This is a genomic window from Furfurilactobacillus siliginis (assembly GCF_001437435.1).
GTDB classification, from domain to species: Bacteria; Bacillota; Bacilli; order Lactobacillales; family Lactobacillaceae; genus Furfurilactobacillus; species Furfurilactobacillus siliginis.
In genome coordinates, this window is sequence record NZ_JQCB01000010.1 from 1 (window position 1) to 24,472 (window position 24,472).

Annotated in this window: 18 protein-coding genes; 5 read left to right on the forward strand and 13 right to left on the reverse strand. The window is 41.7% G+C overall.

The window, feature by feature from the left end:
- Window positions 1-394: 394 nt before the first annotated feature.
- The 10 genes from IV55_RS07430 to IV55_RS07475 all read right to left on the reverse strand — a co-directional run bounded on the left by IV55_RS07430 (window position 395) and on the right by IV55_RS07475 (window position 12,797).
- Window positions 395-2,473: an LTA synthase family protein gene (locus IV55_RS07430; protein ID WP_057810889.1), complete on the reverse strand. Its 2,079-nt coding sequence runs from the start codon at window positions 2,471-2,473 to the stop codon at window positions 395-397.
- Window positions 2,474-2,921: 448 nt separating this feature from the next.
- Window positions 2,922-3,179 (reverse strand): DUF1797 family protein, encoded by a 258-nt coding sequence (locus IV55_RS07435; RefSeq protein ID WP_057810891.1) that lies wholly within the window; start codon window positions 3,177-3,179, stop codon window positions 2,922-2,924.
- Window positions 3,176-4,237 carry a lysylphosphatidylglycerol synthase transmembrane domain-containing protein gene (locus IV55_RS07440; protein WP_057810893.1) on the reverse strand — a complete coding sequence of 354 codons (1,062 nt, stop codon included), beginning with the start codon at window positions 4,235-4,237 and terminating at the stop codon, window positions 3,176-3,178. Before IV55_RS07440 ends, IV55_RS07435 begins: the two co-directional genes overlap by 4 nt.
- A gap of 2 nt (window positions 4,238-4,239) precedes the next feature.
- Window positions 4,240-5,262: a glycosyltransferase family 4 protein gene (locus tag IV55_RS07445; protein WP_057810895.1), complete on the reverse strand. Its 1,023-nt coding sequence runs from the start codon at window positions 5,260-5,262 to the stop codon at window positions 4,240-4,242.
- 74 nt (window positions 5,263-5,336) lie between these two features.
- Window positions 5,337-6,515 (reverse strand): glycosyltransferase family 4 protein, encoded by a 1,179-nt coding sequence (locus IV55_RS07450; protein ID WP_057810896.1) that lies wholly within the window; start codon window positions 6,513-6,515, stop codon window positions 5,337-5,339.
- A 272-nt stretch (window positions 6,516-6,787) separates the two neighbouring features.
- Window positions 6,788-8,518 carry a phosphoenolpyruvate--protein phosphotransferase gene (gene ptsP, locus IV55_RS07455; RefSeq protein ID WP_057810898.1) on the reverse strand — a complete coding sequence of 577 codons (1,731 nt, stop codon included), beginning with the start codon at window positions 8,516-8,518 and terminating at the stop codon, window positions 6,788-6,790.
- Complete coding sequence (locus IV55_RS07460) at window positions 8,518-8,784, reverse strand: phosphocarrier protein HPr (protein ID WP_057810900.1); 267 nt, start codon at window positions 8,782-8,784, stop codon at window positions 8,518-8,520. The genes ptsP and IV55_RS07460 overlap by 1 nt, the downstream gene beginning before the upstream one ends.
- 413 nt (window positions 8,785-9,197) lie before the next feature.
- Window positions 9,198-9,380 carry a hypothetical protein gene (locus IV55_RS07465; RefSeq protein WP_057810902.1) on the reverse strand — a complete coding sequence of 61 codons (183 nt, stop codon included), beginning with the start codon at window positions 9,378-9,380 and terminating at the stop codon, window positions 9,198-9,200.
- Window positions 9,381-9,384: 4 nt separating this feature from the next.
- Window positions 9,385-12,273 (reverse strand): YfhO family protein, encoded by a 2,889-nt coding sequence (locus tag IV55_RS07470; RefSeq protein WP_057810904.1) that lies wholly within the window; start codon window positions 12,271-12,273, stop codon window positions 9,385-9,387.
- A 68-nt stretch (window positions 12,274-12,341) separates the two neighbouring features.
- Window positions 12,342-12,797: a GtrA family protein gene (locus tag IV55_RS07475; RefSeq protein ID WP_057810906.1), complete on the reverse strand. Its 456-nt coding sequence runs from the start codon at window positions 12,795-12,797 to the stop codon at window positions 12,342-12,344.
- A gap of 294 nt (window positions 12,798-13,091) precedes the next feature.
- Here IV55_RS07475 and IV55_RS07480 point away from each other — a divergent pair, with 294 nt between their 5' ends.
- Both IV55_RS07480 and IV55_RS07485 read left to right on the forward strand, forming a co-directional pair.
- Window positions 13,092-15,356 (forward strand): ATP-dependent Clp protease ATP-binding subunit, encoded by a 2,265-nt coding sequence (locus IV55_RS07480; protein ID WP_057810908.1) that lies wholly within the window; start codon window positions 13,092-13,094, stop codon window positions 15,354-15,356.
- 175 nt (window positions 15,357-15,531) lie between these two features.
- Window positions 15,532-16,263, forward strand: a complete 732-nt coding sequence (locus IV55_RS07485) for a MucBP domain-containing protein (RefSeq protein WP_057810910.1) — start codon at window positions 15,532-15,534, stop codon at window positions 16,261-16,263.
- Window positions 16,264-16,507: 244 nt separating this feature from the next.
- On the opposite strand, the gene IV55_RS07490 is transcribed toward IV55_RS07485, so the two are convergent.
- Entirely contained in the window at window positions 16,508-17,101 is a 594-nt protein-coding gene (locus tag IV55_RS07490; protein ID WP_057810979.1) for a GNAT family N-acetyltransferase, read from the reverse strand.
- 222 nt (window positions 17,102-17,323) lie between these two features.
- Here IV55_RS07490 and IV55_RS07495 point away from each other — a divergent pair, with 222 nt between their 5' ends.
- The 3 genes from IV55_RS07495 (at window position 17,324) to htpX (ending at window position 20,082) form a co-directional block, all read left to right on the forward strand.
- On the forward strand, window positions 17,324-18,349 hold the full coding sequence (locus IV55_RS07495) for an acyltransferase (protein ID WP_057810912.1): 1,026 nt from the start codon (window positions 17,324-17,326) through the stop codon (window positions 18,347-18,349).
- A 252-nt stretch (window positions 18,350-18,601) separates the two neighbouring features.
- Window positions 18,602-19,165: a LemA family protein gene (locus IV55_RS07500; RefSeq protein ID WP_057810914.1), complete on the forward strand. Its 564-nt coding sequence runs from the start codon at window positions 18,602-18,604 to the stop codon at window positions 19,163-19,165.
- A 17-nt stretch (window positions 19,166-19,182) separates the two neighbouring features.
- Window positions 19,183-20,082 carry a zinc metalloprotease HtpX gene (gene htpX / locus IV55_RS07505; RefSeq protein ID WP_057810916.1) on the forward strand — a complete coding sequence of 300 codons (900 nt, stop codon included), beginning with the start codon at window positions 19,183-19,185 and terminating at the stop codon, window positions 20,080-20,082.
- A 38-nt stretch (window positions 20,083-20,120) separates the two neighbouring features.
- Here the strand turns inward: htpX and IV55_RS07510 are convergent, their stop codons facing one another.
- Window positions 20,121-21,689 (reverse strand): peptide chain release factor 3, encoded by a 1,569-nt coding sequence (locus tag IV55_RS07510; RefSeq protein WP_057810918.1) that lies wholly within the window; start codon window positions 21,687-21,689, stop codon window positions 20,121-20,123.
- Between the two features lie 96 nt (window positions 21,690-21,785).
- Window positions 21,786-24,443 (reverse strand): YfhO family protein, encoded by a 2,658-nt coding sequence (locus IV55_RS07515; protein ID WP_083483974.1) that lies wholly within the window; start codon window positions 24,441-24,443, stop codon window positions 21,786-21,788.
- Window positions 24,444-24,472 lie beyond the last annotated feature (29 nt).

Here is a 24,472-nt window from a genome sequence, read left to right on the forward strand (position 1 = left end):
GTTTCGTCTTAACATTGTTCAGTTTTCAAAGATCTACTTCGTTGCCTCAAGACAACTTTTATACTATATCATTTGACCATTTCTTGGTCAAGGATAATTATCAGGAAATATTTACTGCAACGCTTGTTGCTCAAGCACTCCCTGACAACATAAGTTATCTTAGCAAAGCACTATAAGCCGGTCAAGCTAAAATATACCAACTATGACTTGTAACTGGTGATGCAAAACTGGGATTCTCAAATAAAACACACGGTTCGTTCACTAATAGTTCGGAAAAACACCGACACTGCTTCTTCAACGCATCGTCGTGTCGTTAAAACCCCCGACAATTCCACTACTCGATTTTAGAAATCACGAACAAAAAAAGATTCCACAAAATGTGGAATCTTTTTGATTACTTCTCTTTAGCTAGTTCTGGTGCATCTGTCTGGAAGTCTTTAACAGTAGATTTACCATTGTTTTTACTCTGAACACTCGTTGGATTTTCCTCTTGTTCACGCTTCAAACGTGCCTTCGTTGCTTTCACTGAGTAGTCATAGTCACCAACGTCGACCTTTTTAAACCCAGTTGGCGTATAGAAACGTAGTAAGTCCTTGGTCATAATCTTGTCGGAAAGACTCAAGACCTTGTTTACGTGGTCTTGATCATCCCCAACCCGTTCCTTCTGGTTAGCCGATAGATTCATTAGCTTACCTGTAGCTGTGTCATAGACTTGTCCACCGACCTTCGTGAATTGTGGTGTGACAAAGTTACCATCTCTAAACGGCACAATTTGGTTCCGTTGAGTCGATAACAGGTCTTGACCTAACATCATGTAATTACCTGTCGTCCGAATACCAAGTAGATCCATCATGGTTGGTAAGGCATCAATTTCACCACCGTAAGTATGGTTAATTCCCCCTTGTACACCAGGGGCATGAATCATAAACGGTACCTTTTGGAACATTGCTAGATCATAATTGGTCACTTTCTTCTTACCTAGTAACTTAGCAATCGCAGGACGATGGTTATTTGAAATACCATAGTGATCTCCATAGACAACAATCATTGAGTTGTCATACAGATTCGTCTTCTTAAGGTAGTTAATAAACTGACCAAAAGCTTGATCAAGGTAATGTGCGGTGACAACATAACCATCCACGGTATTGTCACCCGTGTTGGTTTGTGGGAAATCTGCATCCTTCTTACCTAGTAAGTATGGATAATGGTTAGTGACCGTGATCACTTTGGCATAAAACGGCTGTGGCAACTTCTGTAAATAGTTCACAGAATCGCGTAGGAAGATCTTATCCTTTAGCCCATACCCGACATTGTAACTTGGTTTATCGGCATTAGGATAAAACGACTTACTGAAGAAGTTCTCATAGCCCCATGACTTATACGTATTTCCACGGTTCCAAAAACTTGGTACATCCCCATGCATGGCCGCAGTGGTGTATCCGTGTTGCGCCATAATCGCCGGTGCTGCCTGGAAAGTATTCCCAGTTCCGTAACTAATCATAGCTGAACCTGTTGGTAAACCGTAAAGCGAATTTTCTAACATGGTTTCGGCATCTGAAGTCTTCCCTTGCGCAACCTGATGGAAGAAGTTATCAAAACCAATGGTATTTTGATCATGATAGAACGCATTAATGTTAGGGGTAACTTCTTGCCCCTTCCATTTATAGTCAACTAAGAATTGCTGGAAACTCTCCAAATGGAAAACAAAAACGTTCTTTCCTTGCTCCTTACCAAAATACTGGAAGTTCTCCCCAGCCGGGTTTTCCTTCAGATACTGTTGGACGGACTTTAGATCTGCCTTAGACGCATGGCTACGACCACTTGCCTGTTGATGCGTTTGGTAAGCATTAAAAGCAGCATACTCGTTTAATCCTAAGTATTTAACAATATAGTTATTATCAAACGTTCTCGTCAGTAAACCAGAACGATCTTTTACAGACATTCCATAGTCGACCATCATCAGTGCAACTGAGAAAATCGTCATCGTCGCAGCAAAACGCTTTTTAATGGGACGCTTATCAACCTTAATGACTTTGACTAACAATAAGATAATCAAAACAAGGATATCTAAAAACACTAGTAAGTCAGTCCCGTGCAAAATACCGGCTAACGACTTACCTAAATTATTATCAACTGAACCTGATCCCTTAACGATACCCACAGATAGGAAGTCAGAGAATTCCCGATAGTACAAAATATTAGCGAATAACCAAATACTCTGTAAGGCATCAATAATCAGCATCAACCAGTAAGCTAATTTCCCGCGGAAATACAACGCAATTCCGAAGAGTAAAAGTGCTGTCGGTAATGGGTTTAACGCTAGAATAAATTGTTGAATTGGTGTTTCAACGCCCAACGTAAACTTTGTTCGGTATGCAATGTAGGTTTTCAACCAAAATAACGCGGTCACCAATACAAAGAAGCCTAATGTCGTGTTTAGTTTGGCATAAAGGCCCTTGAAGAAATTCGCCATGTGTTTTTCCTCCACTCTTTAGGGCTCATCAGCACCTAAAGATGTCATCATCTATTGAATCAGCCACGCAGTCTTTAAAACTATTTTAACCGTGTGCTCAACAAGTCAATATTATAAACAAGCCATGCGCAATTTCAAACACTCATGCTGGTTCTTCATAAATTCTTAGTTGTCCTTGTAATTCATAAGTAAATAAAAATGGGTTCGAGGCAAACATAACTTTTGCCTCGAACCCTATTGTGTTTTACAGATTTATACGACAAATCATAGGTCAACCCCATACGGTCGTTTTAGGTCTTGCGCATGGCTTCCCGATTAGAATCCGCAAACGCGAAACATAAATCAAGCCACTGTACAGACTACAAACCACCTACCGGGTTACAAACCAACCCGTACGGTCGTTTTAGGTCTTGCTCGCGGCTTCCCGATTTATATTCCGCTCTCTTCTTTAAAAAACAGCGGTAAATTCACTCAGTGCATCATACACGGCCACTGCGACCATATCAATGTTGTCGTAACTAAAAGCAGGTTCTGTACGTGCATCTTGCACCGTCCAATCACCAGTTCCATGATCGAACGTCACTTTGCAAACAGCGACGCCAAATTGTTCAAAGTAACGCGTCTGAACAGTCTGGCGATCGTCTACCTGCATCGCTCGCAGCCGTCTTAAAATCGTTTCAAGCTGTGTTTCTGTTTCTTTACTCATGATTTATTCCTTAATCTGTGCAAAATTCGATGATTCTCACGAGGCTCTTCGCTTACCTTATCCGGTTTCAAAGCAATTGCCCACATACCAGCAAATAATCCTAGATAATACGTGATTACCCGCCATAAAATCATCGCCAACACTAGCTTTGATCGTGTTGTCACATAGCTAGCAAACAACGCCTCAAAACTAAACTCGGCGCCACCCGCCCCACCAGGAATGGGAAACAGTGAAATAACCATCACAATCAAGATGTGCAACGCCGTCACCATCAAAACGTTCACATGGTGATATCCAAGGGACAGCATAATGAAATATGGAATCAAATAGTAAATTGCCAACTGTCCTAGTGTCAGTAAAGTAACGTGTAGCATTAGCCGCCACTGCGATTTAATCCGCACACTTTCATGATAGAAAGAATCGATTTTTTCATCTAGCGTAATCCGCCAGTTTTCATAACGTTCCGGCTTTACAAACCACCGCGCTGGCTTTAAACATAAATTGACCAAGCGCTTAGTGAAGGAGTGCCAGAACATGATCATTAATAGACCGACAATCACAACTAAGTGAATCAAAAAACCGAAGACCACAAACAGCGCAAAGTAATGTAACTTTGCTGCTAGGAACTGGAACCCAATCGCCAAGGCAATCAAAAAGTTGATCACAATCATGGCTTGATACACCACAAACTTCATTAACAATACGGAACTGGCACGGCCCCCATCGACACCTGTTTGAATCATTGCGACAAGTTGTGCCGGTTGTCCACCACTAGAAAATGGCGTTATTCCGTTAAATAGTTGTTCTATTAGTGGAATTCGTAGCGCGTCTTTAAAAGTGAATCCAGATAACCGGTCATTCACGAACACTTGCACAATCCGTGCTTCAATCAGTAGATAGCCGACCATACAACCAATGGCAACTAATAGCCACCACACATTAATATGCACTAAATCATGTAACAGTTGGGTTAATGCAACATTTCTCAAGGAGTAGGCAAAAATCCCCATCCCAATCAGTACCATAATCACTAATACAATTCGATTTCGTCGGGACATAGCTACCCCTTTCTGGCCTGTTGATGGTAGAAATGGCGCCATATCTGAGCAAGATGCTCCGCTGAGTATTTATCAGCGGCCAATAAGGACTGATCATGCAGATACTTCATACCTGCCGGATTTTGTTGTAAAGCTAATAACTTATGCTGCATATCATCAACATCTTCGGCACCTTCGTAGTAACCGTCAATGATTGCATGATATAAATCTAAGTCACGTAACAACACTGGTGTACCACAACTGAATGCTTCCAAAACAGACATCGGAAACAACTCATTATAAGACGGCAGTAGGAATAAATCCGCCATATTATAGTAATCAACCAGCTGTTCACGAGGAACGATGCCAGGGAATGAAAGGTTTGCAGGTGGATTGTCCACGACTTTTTTCAATTCATCGTAGCCATCTGTCATCCGTCCAAAGGAAAATCCACCAGCCCAAATAAATTGGATTTCAGGATTAGCCTTGGCCAGTTTAATGAAGTCAGGCACCCCTTTACGTTCTTGAATCTGTCCAATCCCCAGAACTGTAAAGCGTTGCAGCTCATAATGGTGCTGCTTCCGCAATACATCGCGCTGATCACGCGTAACCTCATGAAATTCCTTTTCTGAAACAAAATTAGGAATGTAGCTTATCTTACCGCGAGCAATCCCATAAGCCTCGAGTTTCGCAATAAATGTCGGGTTGACCACTACTAAGTGATCCATTCGCTTGTAAAAAGCAATCAGGTACCGATTAAAGACTTGACGGGCAATTGGTGGCAAACGCAAACTTCCCTCCAACGTTTCCGGTAGAAAGTGAACATACCCCACTTTTGTACCGCGACCTGGAAAGAATGTTGATAAGAAGTAAGAAAAGTTAACCGTGTGATAATGTGAAATGTCCGCCCTTGACCATTTATTAATGCGCACATCGAACTCATCGGTCAAATGATCCTGCAATAATTTCGTTAGTTCCATGTATGCACTGCCCACCCCTTGTCCAGGTACAGAGGTCGCCGCAGAAAACATATTAATTCGTAACATAATGTCCCCTTACATTTAATGGTAAACATGAAAACACGCATCCCCGACAGCCGGACATGCGTGTTTTACGTGGTTTAATCGCTCAACTTGGCTGATTTTTCACTATCATCCTGATAAAGTAGCTGTGCATCTGCATAAAATTGAATAATCCGTTTACCAAATGCATCTGCAGAAATTTCGTAAAGAATCCGTTGGCGCGTCGTTTCATCCGTCACGTCAACATTCCCCGCTAGATAATTCGCAACTGCACTGACAAATTCGCCTTGCTTGTGGAATGTTTGACCCACGGCTGGTGAGCTTAATAACTCATCCGCGTAAGGACTACTCATAACCACAATTGGTAAATGCGCCGCGATTGCTTCAATGTACGTCAATCCTTGTGATTCAGAATCACTGGCCGACACAAACACATCTGCCATTTGATAATACTGCCCAACACGCTCGTTGACCACTTCTCCAGTGAAAGTCACGTGATCCGTTAATTTCATTGTCGTGACCTGACGCTCCAAATCGGCTCGTGCAGGTCCGTCACCAACGATAACTAATTGTGCAGTTGGTTGCTGACTCAAGATATCTGGCAATGCCATAATAACTTCATGAATGTTTTTTTCGAATGCTAACCGTGATAATGACAACATGACTGGCGTGTCATCGGCAAAGCCCAGTTCCTGGCGCAAATGCCCTGCTTGCGATTGCTCAAACTGCGGTAAATTAACACCTGTCGGGATAACTCGAATCGGTGTCTTAATGCCATACTCAGTCAATGTATCCAATACACGATCTGATGGTGCAACGACACCTTCCACACCATGTAGATATGCACGCGTCATCGACCGAACTTGCTTTGGCCGCAGCAGTTTACCGTTCGCCACATAATGTAGATAATCTTCATACATCGTGTGGTAGGTATGTACGACAGGAATTTTAAGTGAATGGGCAATAAACTTTCCCATCAAGCCCATTGAAAACTCTGTTTGTGTATGAATAATGTCTAAATGAAGATCCTTCGCAATTTGCAACGCATGAAAGACACCGCGCACTGCAATACGACGATCAGTGAATGATACAAACGGCACCGATGGGAATCGAAAAATATTCCGTTCATACACATCTTTATCAACCTTAGGATCCGTTGACGTAAAGATATAAACTGAATGCCCGTTTTGTTCTAACTGGTCCCGAAGGGTTTTGATCGAAGTGGCTACACCACTTACCTGCGGAAAATATGTATCAGTAAATATGCCAATATTCACGCTGGCGCCCCCTTCTGCCGAGTGTTCACAAATAATCAAGGTTCATTATACGGACTGCTTGCAAGTTGTGCAAATCATGTCAATGTCACAATGGTAACATTTTAACCCAGTATGCGTCTGCAAGCCAATCTCTGTAAGAACTTCTCCTGAATACAATAAAAAATTAACAATCTGCGCATAGGCCAAATAGACATCAATTTTTCCAAATAAAGAGGATCAACAGACGACATCACATCGTCTGTTGATCCTCTTAAGTCGTCATTTTACAAAAATTAGTCGTTCAGTTGATCCATGTAAGTCTTAACTAAGTCAGCAACTTCTTCGTTAGTTTCAACATCCAAAGCTTGTTCAACCAATTTTGCCGTTGACTTGGTATCCAATCGCTTCATTAATGAACGCGTCTGTAGCATCGACGTTGCACTCATTGAGTATTCGTCGAGCCCCATCCCCATCAATAATGGTACAGCAACCTGATCACCAGCCATTTCACCACACATACCAGCCCACTTACCTTCTGCATGAGCAGCATCAATAACGCGTTTGATCAAGCGTAATAATGATGGGTTATATGGTTGGTATAAGTAGGAAACATGTTCGTTACCTCGATCAGCAGCAAACGTATACTGGATTAAGTCGTTGGTACCGATACTAAAGAAGTCAGCATACTTCGCCAATTTATCAGCAATCAATACAGCGGCAGGAACTTCCATCATCATTCCGACGTCGATGTGATCGGCAACTTTAACACCATCGTTAATTAAGTTCTGCCGTTCTTCATCATAGACAGCCCGTGCGCGTTTGAATTCGTCAACAGTCCCAATCATTGGGAACATAATGGCGATATTACCAAATGCTGAAGCACGTAGTAACGCACGCAATTGGGGACGGAATAAATCAGGCTGTTTCAAACTAATCCGGATGGCCCGGTAGCCCAAGAAGGGATTCATTTCTTCAGGTAATGGCATGTAATCAAGATGCTTGTCACCACCGATATCCATGGTCCGCACAACAACCTGCTTACCATGCATATCTTCAACGGCTTTTTTGTAAGCCTTGAATTGAGTTTCTTCATCAGGCAGTACTGAGCTGTCCATGTACAAGAATTCAGAACGGAATAACCCAACCGCTTCGCCACCGTCATCATTTACAGCAGCAACGTCATCTGGGGTTCCAATATTAGCGGCAATGGTAAATGACTTGCCATCTTTAGAAACAGATGGTTCATCCCTTAACTTGTCCCATTCAGCCTTTTGCGCGGCAAAGTCCGCACCCTTTTTGGTGTAACTTGCGACGTCATCATCAGATGGGTCAACCACCCCAATACCATCAAGTCCGTCGACAATCACCTTGTCGCCTTGCTTGATACTTGTAGTAGCTGTCTCAGCGCCAACAACGGCTGGAATTTCAAGGGTCCGACTCATGATGGCAGAATGTGATGTCCGACCACCTAAATCAGTGATAAACCCTTTTACATATTTGCGATCTAATTGCGCTGTGTCACTTGGCGTTAAATCATGCGCCACGATAACCACTTCAGAATTAATCAAAGCAGGATTAGGTAAATTCTTACCTAGCAAGTGACTCATTACCCGTTTCGTAACGTCACGTACGTCAGCGGCCCGTTCTTGCATATAAACATTGTCGGTCATGCCCTCAAAGATTGCGATGAATCCATCGGTAACTTCCTTCAGTGCTTCTTCTGCATTAACTTTATCAGACTCGATCTTGCTTTCCATTTGGCCGACCATTTCTGGATCTTCCAAAATAGTGATATGTGCTTCAAAGACTTCGGCTTCATCTGCGCCTAAGTTCTTTTCAGCAACTGCTTTGATCTGTTGTAATTCTGCTACTGATGCATCAAGAGCAGCGTGTAAACGTTGCTTTTCAGCATCTGTATCAGTCACTGTCTTCTTTTCAAACGTTAAATCCGGATCAACTAACATATAGGCCGAAGCAATGGCAACCCCATTACTTGCGGCGATCCCACTTAGCTTCTGAGTCATTAGTCAGACAAACCTTCTTTTGTCATGGTGTCATTGATAGCTGCAATAGCGTCTTTTTCATCGGCACCGTCAGCAGAAATAGTTACATCTGCATCTTTACCAACACCCAATGACATAACACCCATGATGGATTTCAAGTTAACGGACTTGCCATCATAAGCCAAGTTGATTTCTGAAGAAAACTTGGATGCGGTTTGGACAAGCAACGTTGCTGGACGTGCGTGTAAACCTGTGTCTGCGATAATGTGAAAGTCTTTTGATTCCATAATGAATGATCTCCTTATTGTACAAAAATTTGTAAGGGATTTCTTTGCCGTAAAAACGGCGATTTTTGAATCACCTTCCGTATCATAGTAGCATATGTTTTTTACAAAATACAACCATCTGCAAATGAAATTAGTAAGTTTCCGAAAGCGGTACCAAGGTTAATCCACCGCAGATGTGGTCTAGACCAAGGATTGTGTTACCTTCACCAATCCAAGATTTTTTTGAAATCGTTTTCTAAAAAAAACAACAAATACAGAATACATGTAACGAACGCCTAGCGTTTGCCGTCACAGCTAGTTAACCTTTGCTTCACACGCCGCTATTCAACTACCGGAAACAAAAAGTACCTGCAGACATAATTACTTACGTCCACAGGCACCCTTCACCTTTAATAAATTAGCTCAAAATCATTCTAATCTTGTTCATAGTGATACGTGATCACACCACCGCGGTCAGCCATACCGACGATCCGTTGACGATAGGTTACTTTAATCAATGCCTGTTGAAACGCCATAAATTGATCCGGCTTCACTGTCAGTTCCGCCAGCTTACCATCATGCATATCCTGTAATTTTTGTCCGTAATCTTCATTCATTGGTTTAATCCTTTCGCCGTTTCATTATCACTGTTATACCAACAACCAGAAAACTTGCAAGCACCGTCCAAAAACTCACGAGCAGCCCTGTGTGTAATCCTGGTGTTTGGTACGTTAACTTAATTTGCTGCCGTCCAGTGTGCATTAGTTTGAGCCCGACAAACGCTTGGTTCGTTTTGATAATTGGTACTTGCTTACCGTTCACTGTCGCATGCCAACCCTGACTGTACGGCACAGAGGAAGCTAAGACCCCTGCCTGTTTTATCGTTACGTAGCCGGTGATTTCGTTATGCCCTAAGCCTAACTGACGCAAGCCATTATCTTGTATTCGCTGAACCTGCTTATCATATTGTGCCGTCATCGGTAGACCCACCAATTGTAAATCAAATGAATACTGCCCCACTTGTCCTAGCTGAAGTGTTAAACCATTTGGCATTTGATCAACCCAGCCAAGGTTCAACACACCAGCAGTCGTACGCTCATACTCACTCAAGTTAGTTTCAGGCATCTGACTCAATGAATTAGTGACAGATCCGTTAGTTAAACTAATTCGCCAAGCTTGACTGGGTGAGCCACTGCTGACGTCACGTTTAAGTGCATCCCAGACACCATGCTGTGACGTCTGATTGCTGGCCGATGACAGCTGACCGTTAATTCCTGGAGAATTCAGTTGATCAATCTGCAGCCGATCATGCAAGCTAGGTTCACCGTAATGCACATTTGTAATCAAAGCACGTACTTCCATGTTTCGATACTGCTTGGCTTGTGGAATATACAACGTGTATGTTGCCTGTTTATTCGTATTGGCAATGGCACTAGTTGTCACCTTTTGCTGATTTTCATCAAACAACTGATACGGGATAACCGTGTCGTCAGGGATTAGTGCTGTCGCCTGCAGCCCCTTCGGATTCTTAATGGCGGTCACATTTGCTAAGTTTACTTCCCGTTGCGTTGCCGTCATTTCATGATAGGTTTTATTACTAATAACTTTATTTTGGAAATAAAGTAACGGAAAGTTGTCCTTCGTTTGGAATGCTTGCACATCTCCATTAGGTCCATAGAAGCGTTGATTTAACGTTTCTGTGGGGCCAAATGCAGGTGCATAGTTATGGGGCACATTAGCCGTGGCCGGTAATGGTGCATTCCCATAGACATCACGCACACCAAGGAAGTTAAGTACCCGTGCACGATCATCGAATTGTTGAACTGGTAAATTCAACTGGCGCTGATTATTTAACAATGCCCGACTAAATTGAATGGCTGCTCCATTTTGAATCGAATAAAAGGAACTTGTATTTGGGTCATTTAATAGGAAGTTATTAGGTAATATACCACCGCCAGAAACCGTAAAATCACTGAGGTTACTGGTACGGGCAAACGTTGGCGCTGTCACTCGCAGTGGTTGTCCATTTTGTTCCGCATACGTTTTTTGGTTACGAAGCGCTTGTGGGCCACTACCGTACGGCTGCTTAATCAGTTCTTTTGCCGACGTCTGTGGTAGAAACTGGTGAATATCGTAGGCCGCATTCTCAAAGTTAAAGGCAATAAAGATGTTTAACAAAACCACGCTTAACAAGACACGCGGGCGTAACAGTTGTGGCTGCAGTGTTCCAGCCGTAAAAATGGCGGCGTATAAACAGAAAAAGCCCAACTGCGGCAATAAGGTTGCCGCATTATCTGCCATAACCAGCGCACTGATGATGACACCGACTAAAACGACTGCTGACCATTTAAAAATTGGCAACCAATCGCTAAGGGACATGTCAGCTACCTGTTGGAAAAAGGCAGCTGACATGATAGCTAGCGGTAAACTCAGTAAAAAAAGCCAGCGATTCGATGGTGACGTAAACCCATTCAAAGTCGCCGCAAATAGTGGTAATAAACTTAACAACGCGGCAAGAAGCATCGTCCGTGTTGCTAAGTTAAACTGACGATGATGTAAAACTGTCCATACAATCACTAACAATAGTACATTTACCGACAACGTATTCAGCCAAAAAGGATCGACATTAACATTGCCAAGCAAAGCACTGGGTAAACTCAAGTAATACTGTAATGAATAAACGTGTTCACCGCTGGCAAACGGGACATCAAACCGTGGTGATGCTTGTAGTGCCTTAATCTCTGGTAGCGTAATCCATAACGTACTAAGTAAGCCGAGACCACCACTCACAACGAGCCTGCCAAAATTCAACCAGCGTATTTTGCCAAATGGCTTTGGTAGTAGCGACCATCGTAATATCAAATACACGACGCCACCACAGGCTAGCATAAAGGCTAAATAGAAATTAGCGACCACTGAAAGGTAAACCACAATGCCGAAACCAATTGCTGATTTGCCTTGTAACACAGCCTCAATACTCGTAATTAACAGTGGCAACAAGATCAGTGCATTGATAAAAAATGGTTGAAACAAGCTGGCATAGATCGCAAAGCCGCTGCTCAAATACACCAATGCGCCAGCCCAAATCGTCCAACGTTTCAACGAATAGTGGCTCGCAAAGTAGGTAAAGCTCAGTCCCGCGCAAAACATGCGAAGTATGCCAATCAGTTGAAAGCCCGTAATCAAATGGGCTTTATTAAAGGCCAGACTGAGATAAGCGAATGGATCACCAATTATATAGTAAGAAAACGTTTGAAAACTATCGGCACCCAGACCAATGTGCCACGACCACTGTGTCGGTCCGGCACTTAAATGATGTAGCCAATCAATCAGCAGCTGCCGATATTCAATCATAATCGGCACATGTTGATGCAATACATCATGCGTCGAAATCAATGAGTAGCCGAATGCCAAATAAACACCATAGGTAACCAGGCAAAAGAGCACAAAAAAAAGCACGTAACCACCATAAAGTTTTCCGCGTGCTTGTCGTTTAAATGAAAACTTCATGATGATCGTGCTCCTTTAGTTCATGATTTAATTTCTTTATTATCGCTAAAAAATCATTCTGGTGCAAATTAGTCTTTGTGATCCAAACTGGTCGCTGCGTCACTCATTTGCTTTTCGTTACGAAAAACAAACCACTTACTGAAAAAGTAATTTACAACAACAACCACTAATTGATCAATAATTTTGACGATTAAGACATTTCCACGCAGTAATGAAATCCCAACATACAAAATCAATGCATCAATCGCCAACGTCAGAATGCGGAAGAAGAAGAAAGAACCCATTTCCCGAAAAAAAGCACCGACAGTCGAATACTTCGAACCAAACACCCACACTTTATTTGTCAGATACGCGACTAGAACTGATAAAAACCATGCAATCACATTACTAACCTGATAGTTAACGTGTAGCGGAATGGTTAATAGAAAGAACACACCAATATTGATAACTGTGGTTAACCCACCGAAAAACAAATATGCGATAACTGATTGATACTGTTGCCAAAGTTTCTTTAGTGCTGTCATTTAGAATATCCTCAATTTCACTCAATGAGCAATTAATGTACATTTACACTACCGCACTCCCACGCAGAACAAAACAATCACCGTTAAACTTTTCCTTTTTTATAATCCACTTGCCACATTTGTCCAGTTAGCACTCTAAAACATCTTCTGCTAAAAATCAGGGCAAATCCCTTGCACAGATAAAACGTGCGTGTATAATACTGGTTAAAGGTCAACGTTGGTCAAACAAAACAACGACCCTTTCTATCGTATGGTTCATGCCAACGACAACTACTCAACACAAGGAGCGATAACATGCTTTGTCAGAACTGTCAGAAAAACGAAGCCACAATTCACCTTGGGCTAACACTGAATGGACAACAAATGCAGGTTAACCTTTGTCAGGATTGTTATCAACTTCTACAACAAGCAAGTAATAATTTAACGAACGGAAACGGAGGCACAAACATGGCACAAGATCCATTTGGTTTTGGTAACTTAGACGACCTGTTTGCTGCAATGCAAAGCGGTAACGGAAACGCAAGTAACTTTCAACAAGCACAAGAAGGTCCACAAACACAGGCCGGTCGCGGTGGTAATAACAATGGTGGCGGCAACAATAAAAACTCCAAGCATCCCCTGCTAGATCAATATGGGTTGAACTTAACTGACCAAGCTAAGGCTGGCAAAGTTGACCCTGTTATCGGACGTGATACAGAAATTGACCGTGTGATTGAAATCTTAAATCGGCGGACGAAGAACAACCCAGTCTTAATTGGTGAAGCTGGGGTTGGTAAGACGGCGGTTGTTGAAGGACTCGCCCAAGCAATTGTTAACGGTAATGTTCCGGAGAAACTACTAAACAAGCAGATAATCCGTTTGGATGTTGTATCGCTTGTTCAAGGCACCGGGATTCGTGGTCAATTTGAACAACGCATGCAACAATTAATGAGTGAAGTTTCGAAGAATGAGGATATCATCTTATTCATCGATGAAATTCACGAAGTTGTTGGTGCCGGAAACGCCGAAGGTGGCATGGATGCCGGAAACGTTTTGAAGCCCGCATTAGCTCGCGGTGAATTCCAGCTGGTCGGTGCAACGACCCAAAAGGAATATCGTGATATCGAAAAAGACGCTGCGCTTGCACGGCGGTTCCAACCAATTCAGGTTGAAGAGCCTTCGATTGAAGACACCGTATCCATCCTAAAAGGGATTCAAAAACGTTATGAAGATTATCACCACGTTCACTACACAGATGGCGCAATCGAAGCGGCTGCGAAACTGTCAGCTCGTTACATTCAGGATCGTTTCTTACCTGATAAGGCCATCGATTTGATCGATGAATCTGGCTCAAAGAAGAACTTAACGCTACGTAACGTTGACCCTACTTCTTACCAAGACAAGATTCATACAGCCGAAGCGCACAAACAGTCTGCGTTGGATAAGGAAGATTATGAAAAAGCAGCCTACTACCGTGATCAAGTTAACCAACTTGAACGCGCCAAGAAGGATGCTGAGGACAATCCACAGCCTGACGATGCAGCAACTGTTACGCAAAAAGATATTGAGCGTATCATTGAAACCAAGACTGATATTCCAGTAAGTGATTTGCAAGCACAAGAAAAGTCACAATTGAAAGACTTAGACAAGCGTTTGGAAACACATGTTATTGGTCAAAATCAGGCAGTCGACAAAGTGGCTCGTGCCATCCGTCGTAACCGAATCGGATTAAACCAAACTGGACGGCCAATTGGCTCATTCTTGTTTGTCGGCCCTACTGGAGTCGGTAAAACTGAAACTGCTAAACAATTAGCTCAAGAATTATTTGGCTCTAAAGATGCCATGATTCGCTTTGATATGAGTGAATACATGGAACAGTACAGTGTTTCTAAATTAATCGGATCTGCACCTGGTTACGTTGGTTATGAAGAAGCTGGACAGCTAACTGAACAAGTCCGTCGTCACCCTTACTCACTCATCTTATTGGATGAAGTCGAAAAGGCGCACCCAGACGTTATGCACATGTTCTTGCAAATTCTTGATGATGGTCGTTTGACCGATTCTCAAGGACGGACTGTCTCCTTCAAGGACACAATCATTATCATGACCTCTAATGCCGGTTCTGGCGATTCAGGTGAGAACAGCGTCGGATTTGGCGCTGCCAAAGACGAACATGCTAGTCTAATGGCAAAACTGGGCAATTACTTTAAGCCTGAATTCTTAAACCGCTTCGATGACATCGTTGAATTCAACGCCTTAAGCAAGGCAAACCTTGGTCAAATCGTTGAATTGATGCTGACAGATGTAAACAGCCAATTAGCTAACCGTAACTTGCACATTCGCGTTACGAAACCTGTCGAAGATAAGTTGGTCGATTTAGGCTACAACCCAACCATGGGTGCCCGTCCCCTACGTCGTGTTATTCAAGAACAGCTGGAAGATCGCATCGCCGACTTCTTCTTGGATCACCCTGAAGTGCATAACTTAATGGCAAAAATCGAAAATGACGAAATCATCGTTCAAGCAGATGATGCCACAAAGTCAGCCTCAGTTGAATCAGCAAAAACAAATCAGAAGTAGTTCCACCTAAAGAAGCCGTCAAACGTAATTGCAAAATTACGTTTGACGGCTTCTTTTTACGTGCCTTAAAAAAATATTAATAAAGGAATCGCAAAGTCCTTTGATTCCGCCACCCAAATAGTTAATGAATGCGCTATACTTAACGTATTAACTAATTTCAATGGGGTTTTAAATTATGAGTGAACAATTAACAGAGGGTGTACCCGTTTGGGTTTATTATACAGACGTTGATTCTGGCAAGACGCTGGCAGATCCCAAAGTGCTTCGTGGCACAATTGGAAATCGCTATGAAGTCAAAGTGCCAGAATTTGAGAATTATCGTTTGTTGCATCATACAGGATCTTTAAATGGTACCTTTACCGATCAACAACAAGAAGCACGTCTATACTTCCGTGAGGCTGACTGGGCCGAAGTTGAAACTGTCCAAATGTATGCAACAATTCAAGAGGACTTGCCAACTTACGATCGTCCAGACGGCGAGCTTCAGGCTTTAGAAATGCCAATCGGTTCCGTTTGGCGGGTCTTTTCTCGAGTCGCCACTAATAACGGTGAATTTTGGTATAACATGGGCACCAATCAATGGGTTATGTATAAGCCAAACTCATTCAACCTGACATCAAAACCAGTAAAGCCTACCTCTCATCAGGATGTTGTCCCCGAGCATAACTGGGACATTCAACCAATTACCGCACGCGGTAAGATTGATTTCGTCGATGGTCAGTCGGTCTCCTACTATGCTGAACCATACGGTCGCCCTGCTGGCTCCATTCCTAACAGCAGCGTCGTTGTCATCAACGGTGAAATGAGCGACCCTTCTGGTGTTGTTTGGTTCCAACTACAAGGACTTGGGTTTATTAACTCAATGTACGTTAAGTTATCCGGTCCGATTGATATTCCAACTAACTAATTTTTATTGTGAGTGTAGTGGGACAAAAGTCGGGAAGTCGTGAGCAAGACCTAGAACGGCTGTACGGATTGGTCTTCAATCTAGGTTGTTCATCCTCTGCACAGCGACTTGACTTTTATCTCACGTTTCCGCTATTGAAACTAAAAAAACAACAAAGGGTCTAGGAGATAGCTAGTTATATCCTAGACCCTTTGTTGCTGCAAAAAACAGGCAGACAACCGATTGGCTGTCTGCCTGTTACTAATTAGGCTTCAATTTTATCTAGCACATTAATTGCACGCTGCATGTGATTATACCAATGGTCACCAATCTTTTTTAAGCCAACCGTCTTAAAGCCATGACGATCGTATAAAGCTTTGGCACCTGGGTTTTCAAAATCAACATTTAATCCAACGACGTCTTTGTCATCTTCAGCAGCTAAATCAGGAATTGCTTCTAGTAACTTACCGCCAATCCCCATTCCCTGATAATCAGGGTCCACAACAATGGAATCGAGGTACCATTCGTTTTTGAATGCCTCATAATCTGATCCAAAAGGATCTTCCGCGAACACATCACTAAAACTGGTAGCATCCTCTAACACTTGATCCACAACTTGCTCATTTTCATCGGGGTACCCGAAAGCAACCCCTACTACTTGACCGTTGGCCTCGGCCACCACCGTTGTTGCTGCACCAGAGAGATATGCTTTGCTCTGGTATGCTGCGGTGATGGCCTTCAGGACGGCAGGGTCAGGAACGTCTTCTAATTCCTCGAGTTCCATTTCCTTGAAAATGATGTTGATGAGAGGGGCTATCTGGCCGGCGTCATCTTTTTGTGCTTCTCGTATGGTTATGATAAAAATTCCTCCATTTCTGTATGTAGGTATCATACATGAAACATGTCATGAAAGCAAAAATGACGCCGCTTTAGGTTAAGCAATCTTAAGAATTAACAGTCTCCTAAGCTCGGATAAAATTCATCTATACTTTTTTAAAGCAAATTACGTGCTAAAATGTATAAGCTTGTATATTTCATACACACATATAGGTATCAACACATAACTTTACGGAGGGCCTTCATGGCACAGTCAAAAAGATTATCATTTATGGATTTCTCTGCAATAATTTCTTCTTTCGCAGTTGTGACATTACACAGTGCCGCAGGAAATTTTAGTTTTACAAACCCATCACCCTCAGCGACGCTTACAATTATTATTCAAATTATTTTTTCCTTTGGTGTACCAATGTTTTTTATGCAATCGGGCGCTAATGTTTTAAACTATCGGGAACGTTATTCAACTACTACTTTTTTTAAAAAGCGCCTAACGAAAGTAGTTATCCCATTTTTGTGCTGGAGTGTTATTGCATATGTTTTTCTTGTTTTAAAAACACCAACCATTAATTGGTCAATCATTGATTTCCTTTATCGTCTTGTAACTGATACTATCCTTGGACCCTATTGGTTTTTCTACAATATTATTGCTTTTTATTTATGCGTGCCATTTTTATCTGTTCTTCTAAACCATCTCAAACATACACAAATTCTATATCTTTTAGCGCTGTCAACTGCTGTTAATGCGGTTTACTTACCGTTTATGCGTGCTATAAATTCCCCCACTTTAGATTATGTTAATTTATTTCCTGCCATCGGTAATTACTTAGAATATTTTCTAATCGGATGGTACATCGTTCATGTAGGTGTTTCTGCAAAATGGAAAAAACGAATTTACATTCTTTCGATTCTATCACTGGTATACGAGTTGACGGCGACTATCATTAGTACCTATCACTACGGTTATATAGTGAAACCTTATTACGATATCTCTAATCTGCCAGCCGTTATTATTATGGCGGCTCTCTTTCTCCTTCTAAAAGAAAATAACAATAACTTTTCGAAATATGAATTACGTCTGAAATTCTTTTCAGGCTTAACATTTGGTATCTATTTAATCCACCCTTATGTCATTGCACTATTAGATAAACTTCTAAAGGTCAACAGCGCTACAATTCACATTCTTATTTTTCCAATCCTAGTCTACGTTATTAGCGGTTTAGTGGTTTTCTTATTACACAAGATTCCATACATTAAGCATGTATTACCATAGCAACCTGTCGAATAAACAGGTTCACAGCAGAAGGGCCCGAGACAAAAGTGATTTTTGTCTCGGGCCCTTCTGCTGTTTATAGATATAGATCATGGAAACATGTGCTAAAACCAATATCGTATATTAGCCATCTATTGAAAATTTACGAATTCTCTGTAAAGCTCTTAAATAAGCTTCAATGTTATCTGCATTGAGAAAAAGTTTGTTAAACTAGTGGTAATCACATTAACACACAGAATGGAGACGACAATTATGATTGTGACAGTTATTATTATTGCAGTACTCGTTATTTTAGTTTTAGCGTATATCGGTATCTACAACGGTTTGGTTCGTGCTCGCATGTACACGCAGGAATCCTGGAGCCAAATTGATGTTCAACTAAAACGTCGAAATGACTTAATTCCAAACTTGGTTGAAACTGTTAAAGGTTACAGTAACTATGAACAAGGCACCTTAGAAAAGGTAATTGGGTTACGAAACCAGTTAGTTAACGCCCCTGCTGGCGATCATCAACAAACTATGGAACTGTCAGACCAGTTATCTAACTCGCTAAAAAGTATCTTTGCCGTAGCTGAAGCCTACCCAGATTTAAAAGCCAACGACGAATATACCAAGTTAATGGAAGAACTAAGCAATACTGAAAACAAGATTGCCTATTCACGGCAACTGTACAACTCAAGTGCCGCTAGTTTGAACACGAAAATTCAAACTTTCCCCACTAATCTGGTCGCAGGCATTCATCATTTCCAAGCAGCCGATTTCCTACAGGTCCCGGAAGAAGAAAAAGCTGCGCCAAAGGTTTCATTCGATAAGTAGTTAAAGGAGACTTTCCGTTGCTATTCGAACAAATTCGACAAAACAAACGACGAACCGTTTATGTTCTGATTGGTTTTACCCTGTTGGTGCTCGCCATTGGTGCAGCAATCGGTTACGTATTTTTCAATAGTAGCATGATGGGCTTGCTTATGGCATTAGTCATAAGCGTGGTCTACAGCGCCATCATGATTGGTAATTCGACCAATGTTGTTATGAGTATGAATAATGGCCACGAAATCACAACTGCCGATCAAGCACCGGAATTATGGCACGTAGTTGAGGACATGGCATTAGTTGCACAGGTGCCAATGCCGCGTGTATTTATCATTGACGATGCCAGTCCTAACGCCTTTGCCACTGGTAATGACCCACAGCATGCTGCTGTCGCCGCTACCTCAGGCATTCTGCAAATGCTCAACCGTGAAGAATTAGAAGGTGTCATTGGGCATGAAATGAGCCACGTACGTAACTATGACATCCGCCTCCAAACAATTGCGTTGGCTTTATCGGCCGCCATTAGCCTCCTCGTCAATATCGGGATGAATTCATTCTGGTGGGGTGGCGGGCGCCGCAGTCGTGATGATGACGATAACGGCGGCTATGGTCAAATCATCATGTTGGTCCTTTCAATCGTTTTGGTAATTCTCGGTCCCCTCGCTGCCTCCATTGCGCAGATGGCACTATCACGTAATCGTGAATACCTCGCTGATGCTGGAAGCGTTGAACTAACTCGTAATCCTCAAGGGTTGATTTCTGCATTGCAGAAAATTTCGGGTGGTGAACCGATGAAAGCCGCGGATCCAAGTAGTGCATCACTTTATATTTCGGATCCTTTTAAAAGCAAGCGAACTTTTGCGAATCTATTTGATACGCATCCCCCGATGGATGAACGAATTGCACGACTTGAAAAAATGTAAAAATAACGGATCAGCCTTTATCAGCTGATCCGTTATTTTTATAACCTACTTGTCAATTTAACGTCTGGATATTTCTGTTGGAACCAATTCTCGGCAAATTGGTTTTCAAACAAGAATAGTGGCTGGTCTTCACGATCCTTAACCAGTAAGTTTCGACTGGAAGCCATTCTTTCATCCAACTGTTCTGGATCAATCCATCGTGCAATCTTGTTACCCATTGTTTCCATCAGGACATCAGAATTATATTCATTCTGCATCCGAAATTGGAAAACTTCAAACTGCAACTGACCAACTGCTCCCAAAATATAGTCATTTGAACTATAAGACCGGAACATTTGAATAGCACCTTCTTGGACCAGCTGCTGGATTCCTTTGTGGAAAGACTTCTGCTTCATCACATTCTTGGCTGTTACGTGAACAAACAACTCAGGTGTAAATTGCGGTAGTTTTTCAAATTGAAAATCATTTTTACCAGTATAAATGGTATCACCAATTTGAAAATTACCGGTATCATATAACCCGATAATGTCACCAGCAACCGCCGTTTCAACGTTTTCACGTTCTTCAGCCATGAATTGAGTCGAGTTACTTAAACGCATCGATTTTTGATCACGCTCAAGGGTAACATCCATTCCCCGCTTAAACTCACCCGAACAAATTCGTACAAACGCAATACGATCACGATGATTAGGATTCATGTTGGCTTGAATTTTAAAGACAAATCCCGAAAAAACATCATCCGTGGGCTTGATAACCGACTCATCACGAGTCTTATGTGGCGTCGGCGCAGGTGCAAATTGCATGTAAGATTGTAAAAATGTCTCGACACCAAAGTTCGCTAACGCTGATCCAAAGAATACTGGCGTTAAGTCTCCAGACATAATCTTATCTTCGCTCAACTCATTTCCAGCAGACTGGACTAATTCAACTTCATCCAGGGTATCCTGCCATTGTGAATCTTGATGTAATGGTTCGTCACTAGCGATATCACCGTTTTCATCCAAATCCAAATAAGCGTGATTGCCCTGTGGTTTGTATAGTGCAACTCGTTTGTTGTAGATATCATAAAGCCCTTTTAGGCCTTTTCCCATTCCAATGGGCCAGTTCATTGGATACGTTTCAATTCCTAAGACATCCTCAATTTCTGCTAGCAAATCAAGGGGTTCACGACCATCACGATCCAGTTTGTTTAGGAAAGTAAAGATCGGAATTCCCCGCATTTTACAAATTTGGAACAGCTTTTTAGTTTGTGGTTCGATTCCTTTAGCTGAATCAATTACCATGACCGCTGAATCAACGGCCATCAGCGTCCGATACGTATCTTCTGAAAAATCTTCATGCCCTGGGGTATCCAAAATATTGATTCGTTTGCCTTCGTAATCAAACTGCATGACAGAACTCGTCACTGATATACCACGTTTTTTTTCAATTTCCATCCAGTCAGAAGTCGCAAACTTACCTGTTTTACGGCCCTTAACAGTCCCTGCTTCGCGCACCACCCCACCGAACAACAGCATCTGTTCGGTAATGGTTGTCTTCCCAGCATCGGGATGTGAAATGATTGCGAAGGTTCGACGTTTATTAACCGCTGTTTCTAATTCAGTCATTAAGGCTCACTTTCTTGTTTACAACAAAATAATGTTCTTTATCTAATAAAACACAAATTCTTCGATATTTCATCTCTAACCAAATTTTTCTGATGCTCACTTTCTCTTGCTACTTTTTAATTCGTACCAAAGCGCTACAGCAATTGTAGCAACTAAAGAAGAACTGGAAATGATAATACCAGAAATCAATCCTGTTGGCGTATAACTGAGCGTAGTCTTTTTAGAAGATGCTTCTGTTTCAATTCCCAACATTGAGCCAACTGCTTTTTTAATCTTTAATGGTCTATTTGCTTGATCAACCGCGTGCCAACCTTTGTCATAGGGAATGGTTAGCATAAGATGTTTTGCTGCACTGGGGACATTAACTCGAATTCGACGACTATTAATCAGGTGTACATTAATCTTTTTCTGGGGATTAAGTCTAGCTTGTCCTTCAAGCATAACCTTTTCATTCTGCGTATATGCATTAGGACTGGTATTTAAACCAACGATCTTTGCGCCATCGACTGCTCTGACAGTTACCTTCACTGTCTGATTAGTCTTTTGATGACCTAACGCAACGATGCCATTTTCACCTTCCGTTCTGTAGTCAGATACAAAATGCCCATTAACGTACATTTGCAACGGTTGGTGAACGATGTCACCCTTCTTTTCAGGTAAGTTTAAGTATAAGCCACCAGTTTGCTTTGGCGTAATTACATAACTAATTTCCCGTCTACCGGTACTTTCACTTTGCGTTATCTCATCAGGTATATTTAAGAGCGCCTTGTTCAACCCGGTTAGTTTCATCCATAACCTATTTTGTACCTCGAAAGGATTCTTGGTCTGATGCAGTGCTTTGGTTGGTGCTAAAGCTTCATCTCGCACACTGACGGCTAACGGCATTGACTTTGTTGTTTTATAAATTGTTAGACCATCTACATCTCCCACTTTATGCCCTTTACTCTCCAATGATGGGAAATTATCATATCCTAAATCAGACGTTGCCGCATTAAAGTCCTTCCGTAACTTAGCATTATTATTTTCAATTCTGTATTTAATACCAAAGAGATTATCAATAGCCAATGTGGATCCATTATTGTAATTTACCCATCGCGTTTGATAATTCTGAAAGTAGCCTAGTGACGACCAAAAATTAACTAAATTGGTTCCCTGCGTTGATGTATAACCACCCACGCCACGATAATTGAAAAGCATTCCTTGGTTAGTTGACTGTTCGGTCGATACACCAACTCGATAAAAACTTTTGTCATCTTGCTGAACAAATTTCACGGCTTTAGCCATTGAAGTTGTATATCTAGCAAACGATTGGGAACTGAGGGTAGAACTATTAGTTTTCCAACTATTCCGAGCGCCATAGGCTACATCACCAAAAGATAACAGTATCACAGCTAATAATGCAACAGATGAACCATTTCCACTCCACTTGTGTAAGCTAAAGCATAACGCAACAACAATGGCTACGTTATATATGATTACCCAGCTTGTTATAAAAGGCTCTACCTTTGAAAGAACCAACAAGGCCGCTCCAAAAAGCATGAGCCCCTTTAACAATGATCTTCTAGATACGCTGAAGCCCTTGTGCAGAGAAGTAGCAGCTAGTAAGGTAATGAAAAATCCTATTGTATAGGACTCACGGTGAGGAAATCCATTCGGTGCCGTGAATACATGCCAAGCGAAGTATGACGCATCGATATTACTTAAGCCAAGTATGAGGAGAAGCATTGCACCCCAACTCAATTTTTCTTTAAGGTCAACGTTATCATTTAAAAAGAATGACACTATCATAATTAGCATCAGACTACCTGTAAAAATTAACGGTCCGACATGCGGTTCAGTTCCTGGAATGCCTCCAAGAACTTCACGACCTAAGTCGACCCAGTTAGTGATAAAGTTCAGATTATACTCAACTGGAGCCTTAGCAACACCCACAGTTGATTCAAAACTCGGCAGCAAAACAACAGCTGCCAGTCCTATTCCCAAAGCACCGGAAATAATTGTACTAATTGTGTGTTTGATAAGTTCCTGCAATTCAACGTGCTGTTGAACTGATAAAAGAATCAAAAACAAAAAATAAAACGCAAGGAAAAAGCAACTGATATAAGATGTGTAATAGTTTGTAATCAATCCATACGTCAATACCGCCCCAAACAAATATGGCTTATTACCATTAAATATCTTTTCAAGTCCAAGAACCATTAATGGTAAAAGAATCAAAACATCTAACCACATCACGTTCGACATATATACGACAGCAAAGGCCATAAATGAGTACGTTGTTCCAACAAGGACATCAATCATTCGCAAATGATTCTGTAAATGCGTCTTAAATAAATTCAAACGAAAATGAACCCGTAAAAAATAATACATTGATAGAGACGCTAAACTGATTTTGAGCCAAGCTAAAACCAACAAAAATAATGGCATTTTTGAAAGTGGAAAGAAAATTATCAACACATTAATAGGGTTCAGCAAATAGTATGTAAGAACACCGAAAAAGTTATTCCCAATGGCGGCCTGAAAACTGTATAAAAAGCCTGTTGGATTCGTTAGGTTTTGTTTCAAATAGCCAAAGAAACTCATATATTGATTATTAGCATCAATATATGCGATTGTCTTATCTCCAAATGGTTCAATTCCCAAACTAATCAGTAACACTAAAAATATGCACGCCGGAATAACGAGTGCTGCTATAGCTCCCATGCTTCTGCTATTTTCAAACTGAGTTACCCTTTTATTAATCCAAGTTTTCAACTACTTGACCTCCGAGAATACGTAATAAG

Bases quoted from the DNA above. Each gene is read 5' to 3' on its own strand.
- IV55_RS07445 (WP_057810895.1), bottom strand. From the start codon at position 5,262: ATGTTACGAATTAATATGTTTTCTGCGGCGACCTCTGTACCTGGACAA.
- IV55_RS07485 (WP_057810910.1), top strand. From the start codon at position 15,532: ATGAGTGAACAATTAACAGAGGGTGTACCCGTTTGGGTTTATTATACA.
- IV55_RS07510 (WP_057810918.1), bottom strand. From the start codon at position 21,689: ATGACTGAATTAGAAACAGCGGTTAATAAACGTCGAACCTTCGCAATC.
- IV55_RS07460 (WP_057810900.1), bottom strand. From the start codon at position 8,784: ATGGAATCAAAAGACTTTCACATTATCGCAGACACAGGTTTACACGCA.
- IV55_RS07440 (WP_057810893.1), bottom strand. From the start codon at position 4,237: ATGTCCCGACGAAATCGAATTGTATTAGTGATTATGGTACTGATTGGG.
- IV55_RS07435 (WP_057810891.1), bottom strand. From the start codon at position 3,179: ATGAGTAAAGAAACAGAAACACAGCTTGAAACGATTTTAAGACGGCTG.
- IV55_RS07465 (WP_057810902.1), bottom strand. From the start codon at position 9,380: ATGAATGAAGATTACGGACAAAAATTACAGGATATGCATGATGGTAAG.
- IV55_RS07430 (WP_057810889.1), bottom strand. From the start codon at position 2,473: ATGGCGAATTTCTTCAAGGGCCTTTATGCCAAACTAAACACGACATTA.
- IV55_RS07470 (WP_057810904.1), bottom strand. From the start codon at position 12,273: ATGAAGTTTTCATTTAAACGACAAGCACGCGGAAAACTTTATGGTGGT.
- IV55_RS07480 (WP_057810908.1), top strand. From the start codon at position 13,092: ATGCTTTGTCAGAACTGTCAGAAAAACGAAGCCACAATTCACCTTGGG.
- IV55_RS07475 (WP_057810906.1), bottom strand. From the start codon at position 12,797: ATGACAGCACTAAAGAAACTTTGGCAACAGTATCAATCAGTTATCGCA.
- ptsP (WP_057810898.1), bottom strand. From the start codon at position 8,518: ATGACTCAGAAGCTAAGTGGGATCGCCGCAAGTAATGGGGTTGCCATT.
- IV55_RS07500 (WP_057810914.1), top strand. From the start codon at position 18,602: ATGATTGTGACAGTTATTATTATTGCAGTACTCGTTATTTTAGTTTTA.
- IV55_RS07495 (WP_057810912.1), top strand. From the start codon at position 17,324: ATGGCACAGTCAAAAAGATTATCATTTATGGATTTCTCTGCAATAATT.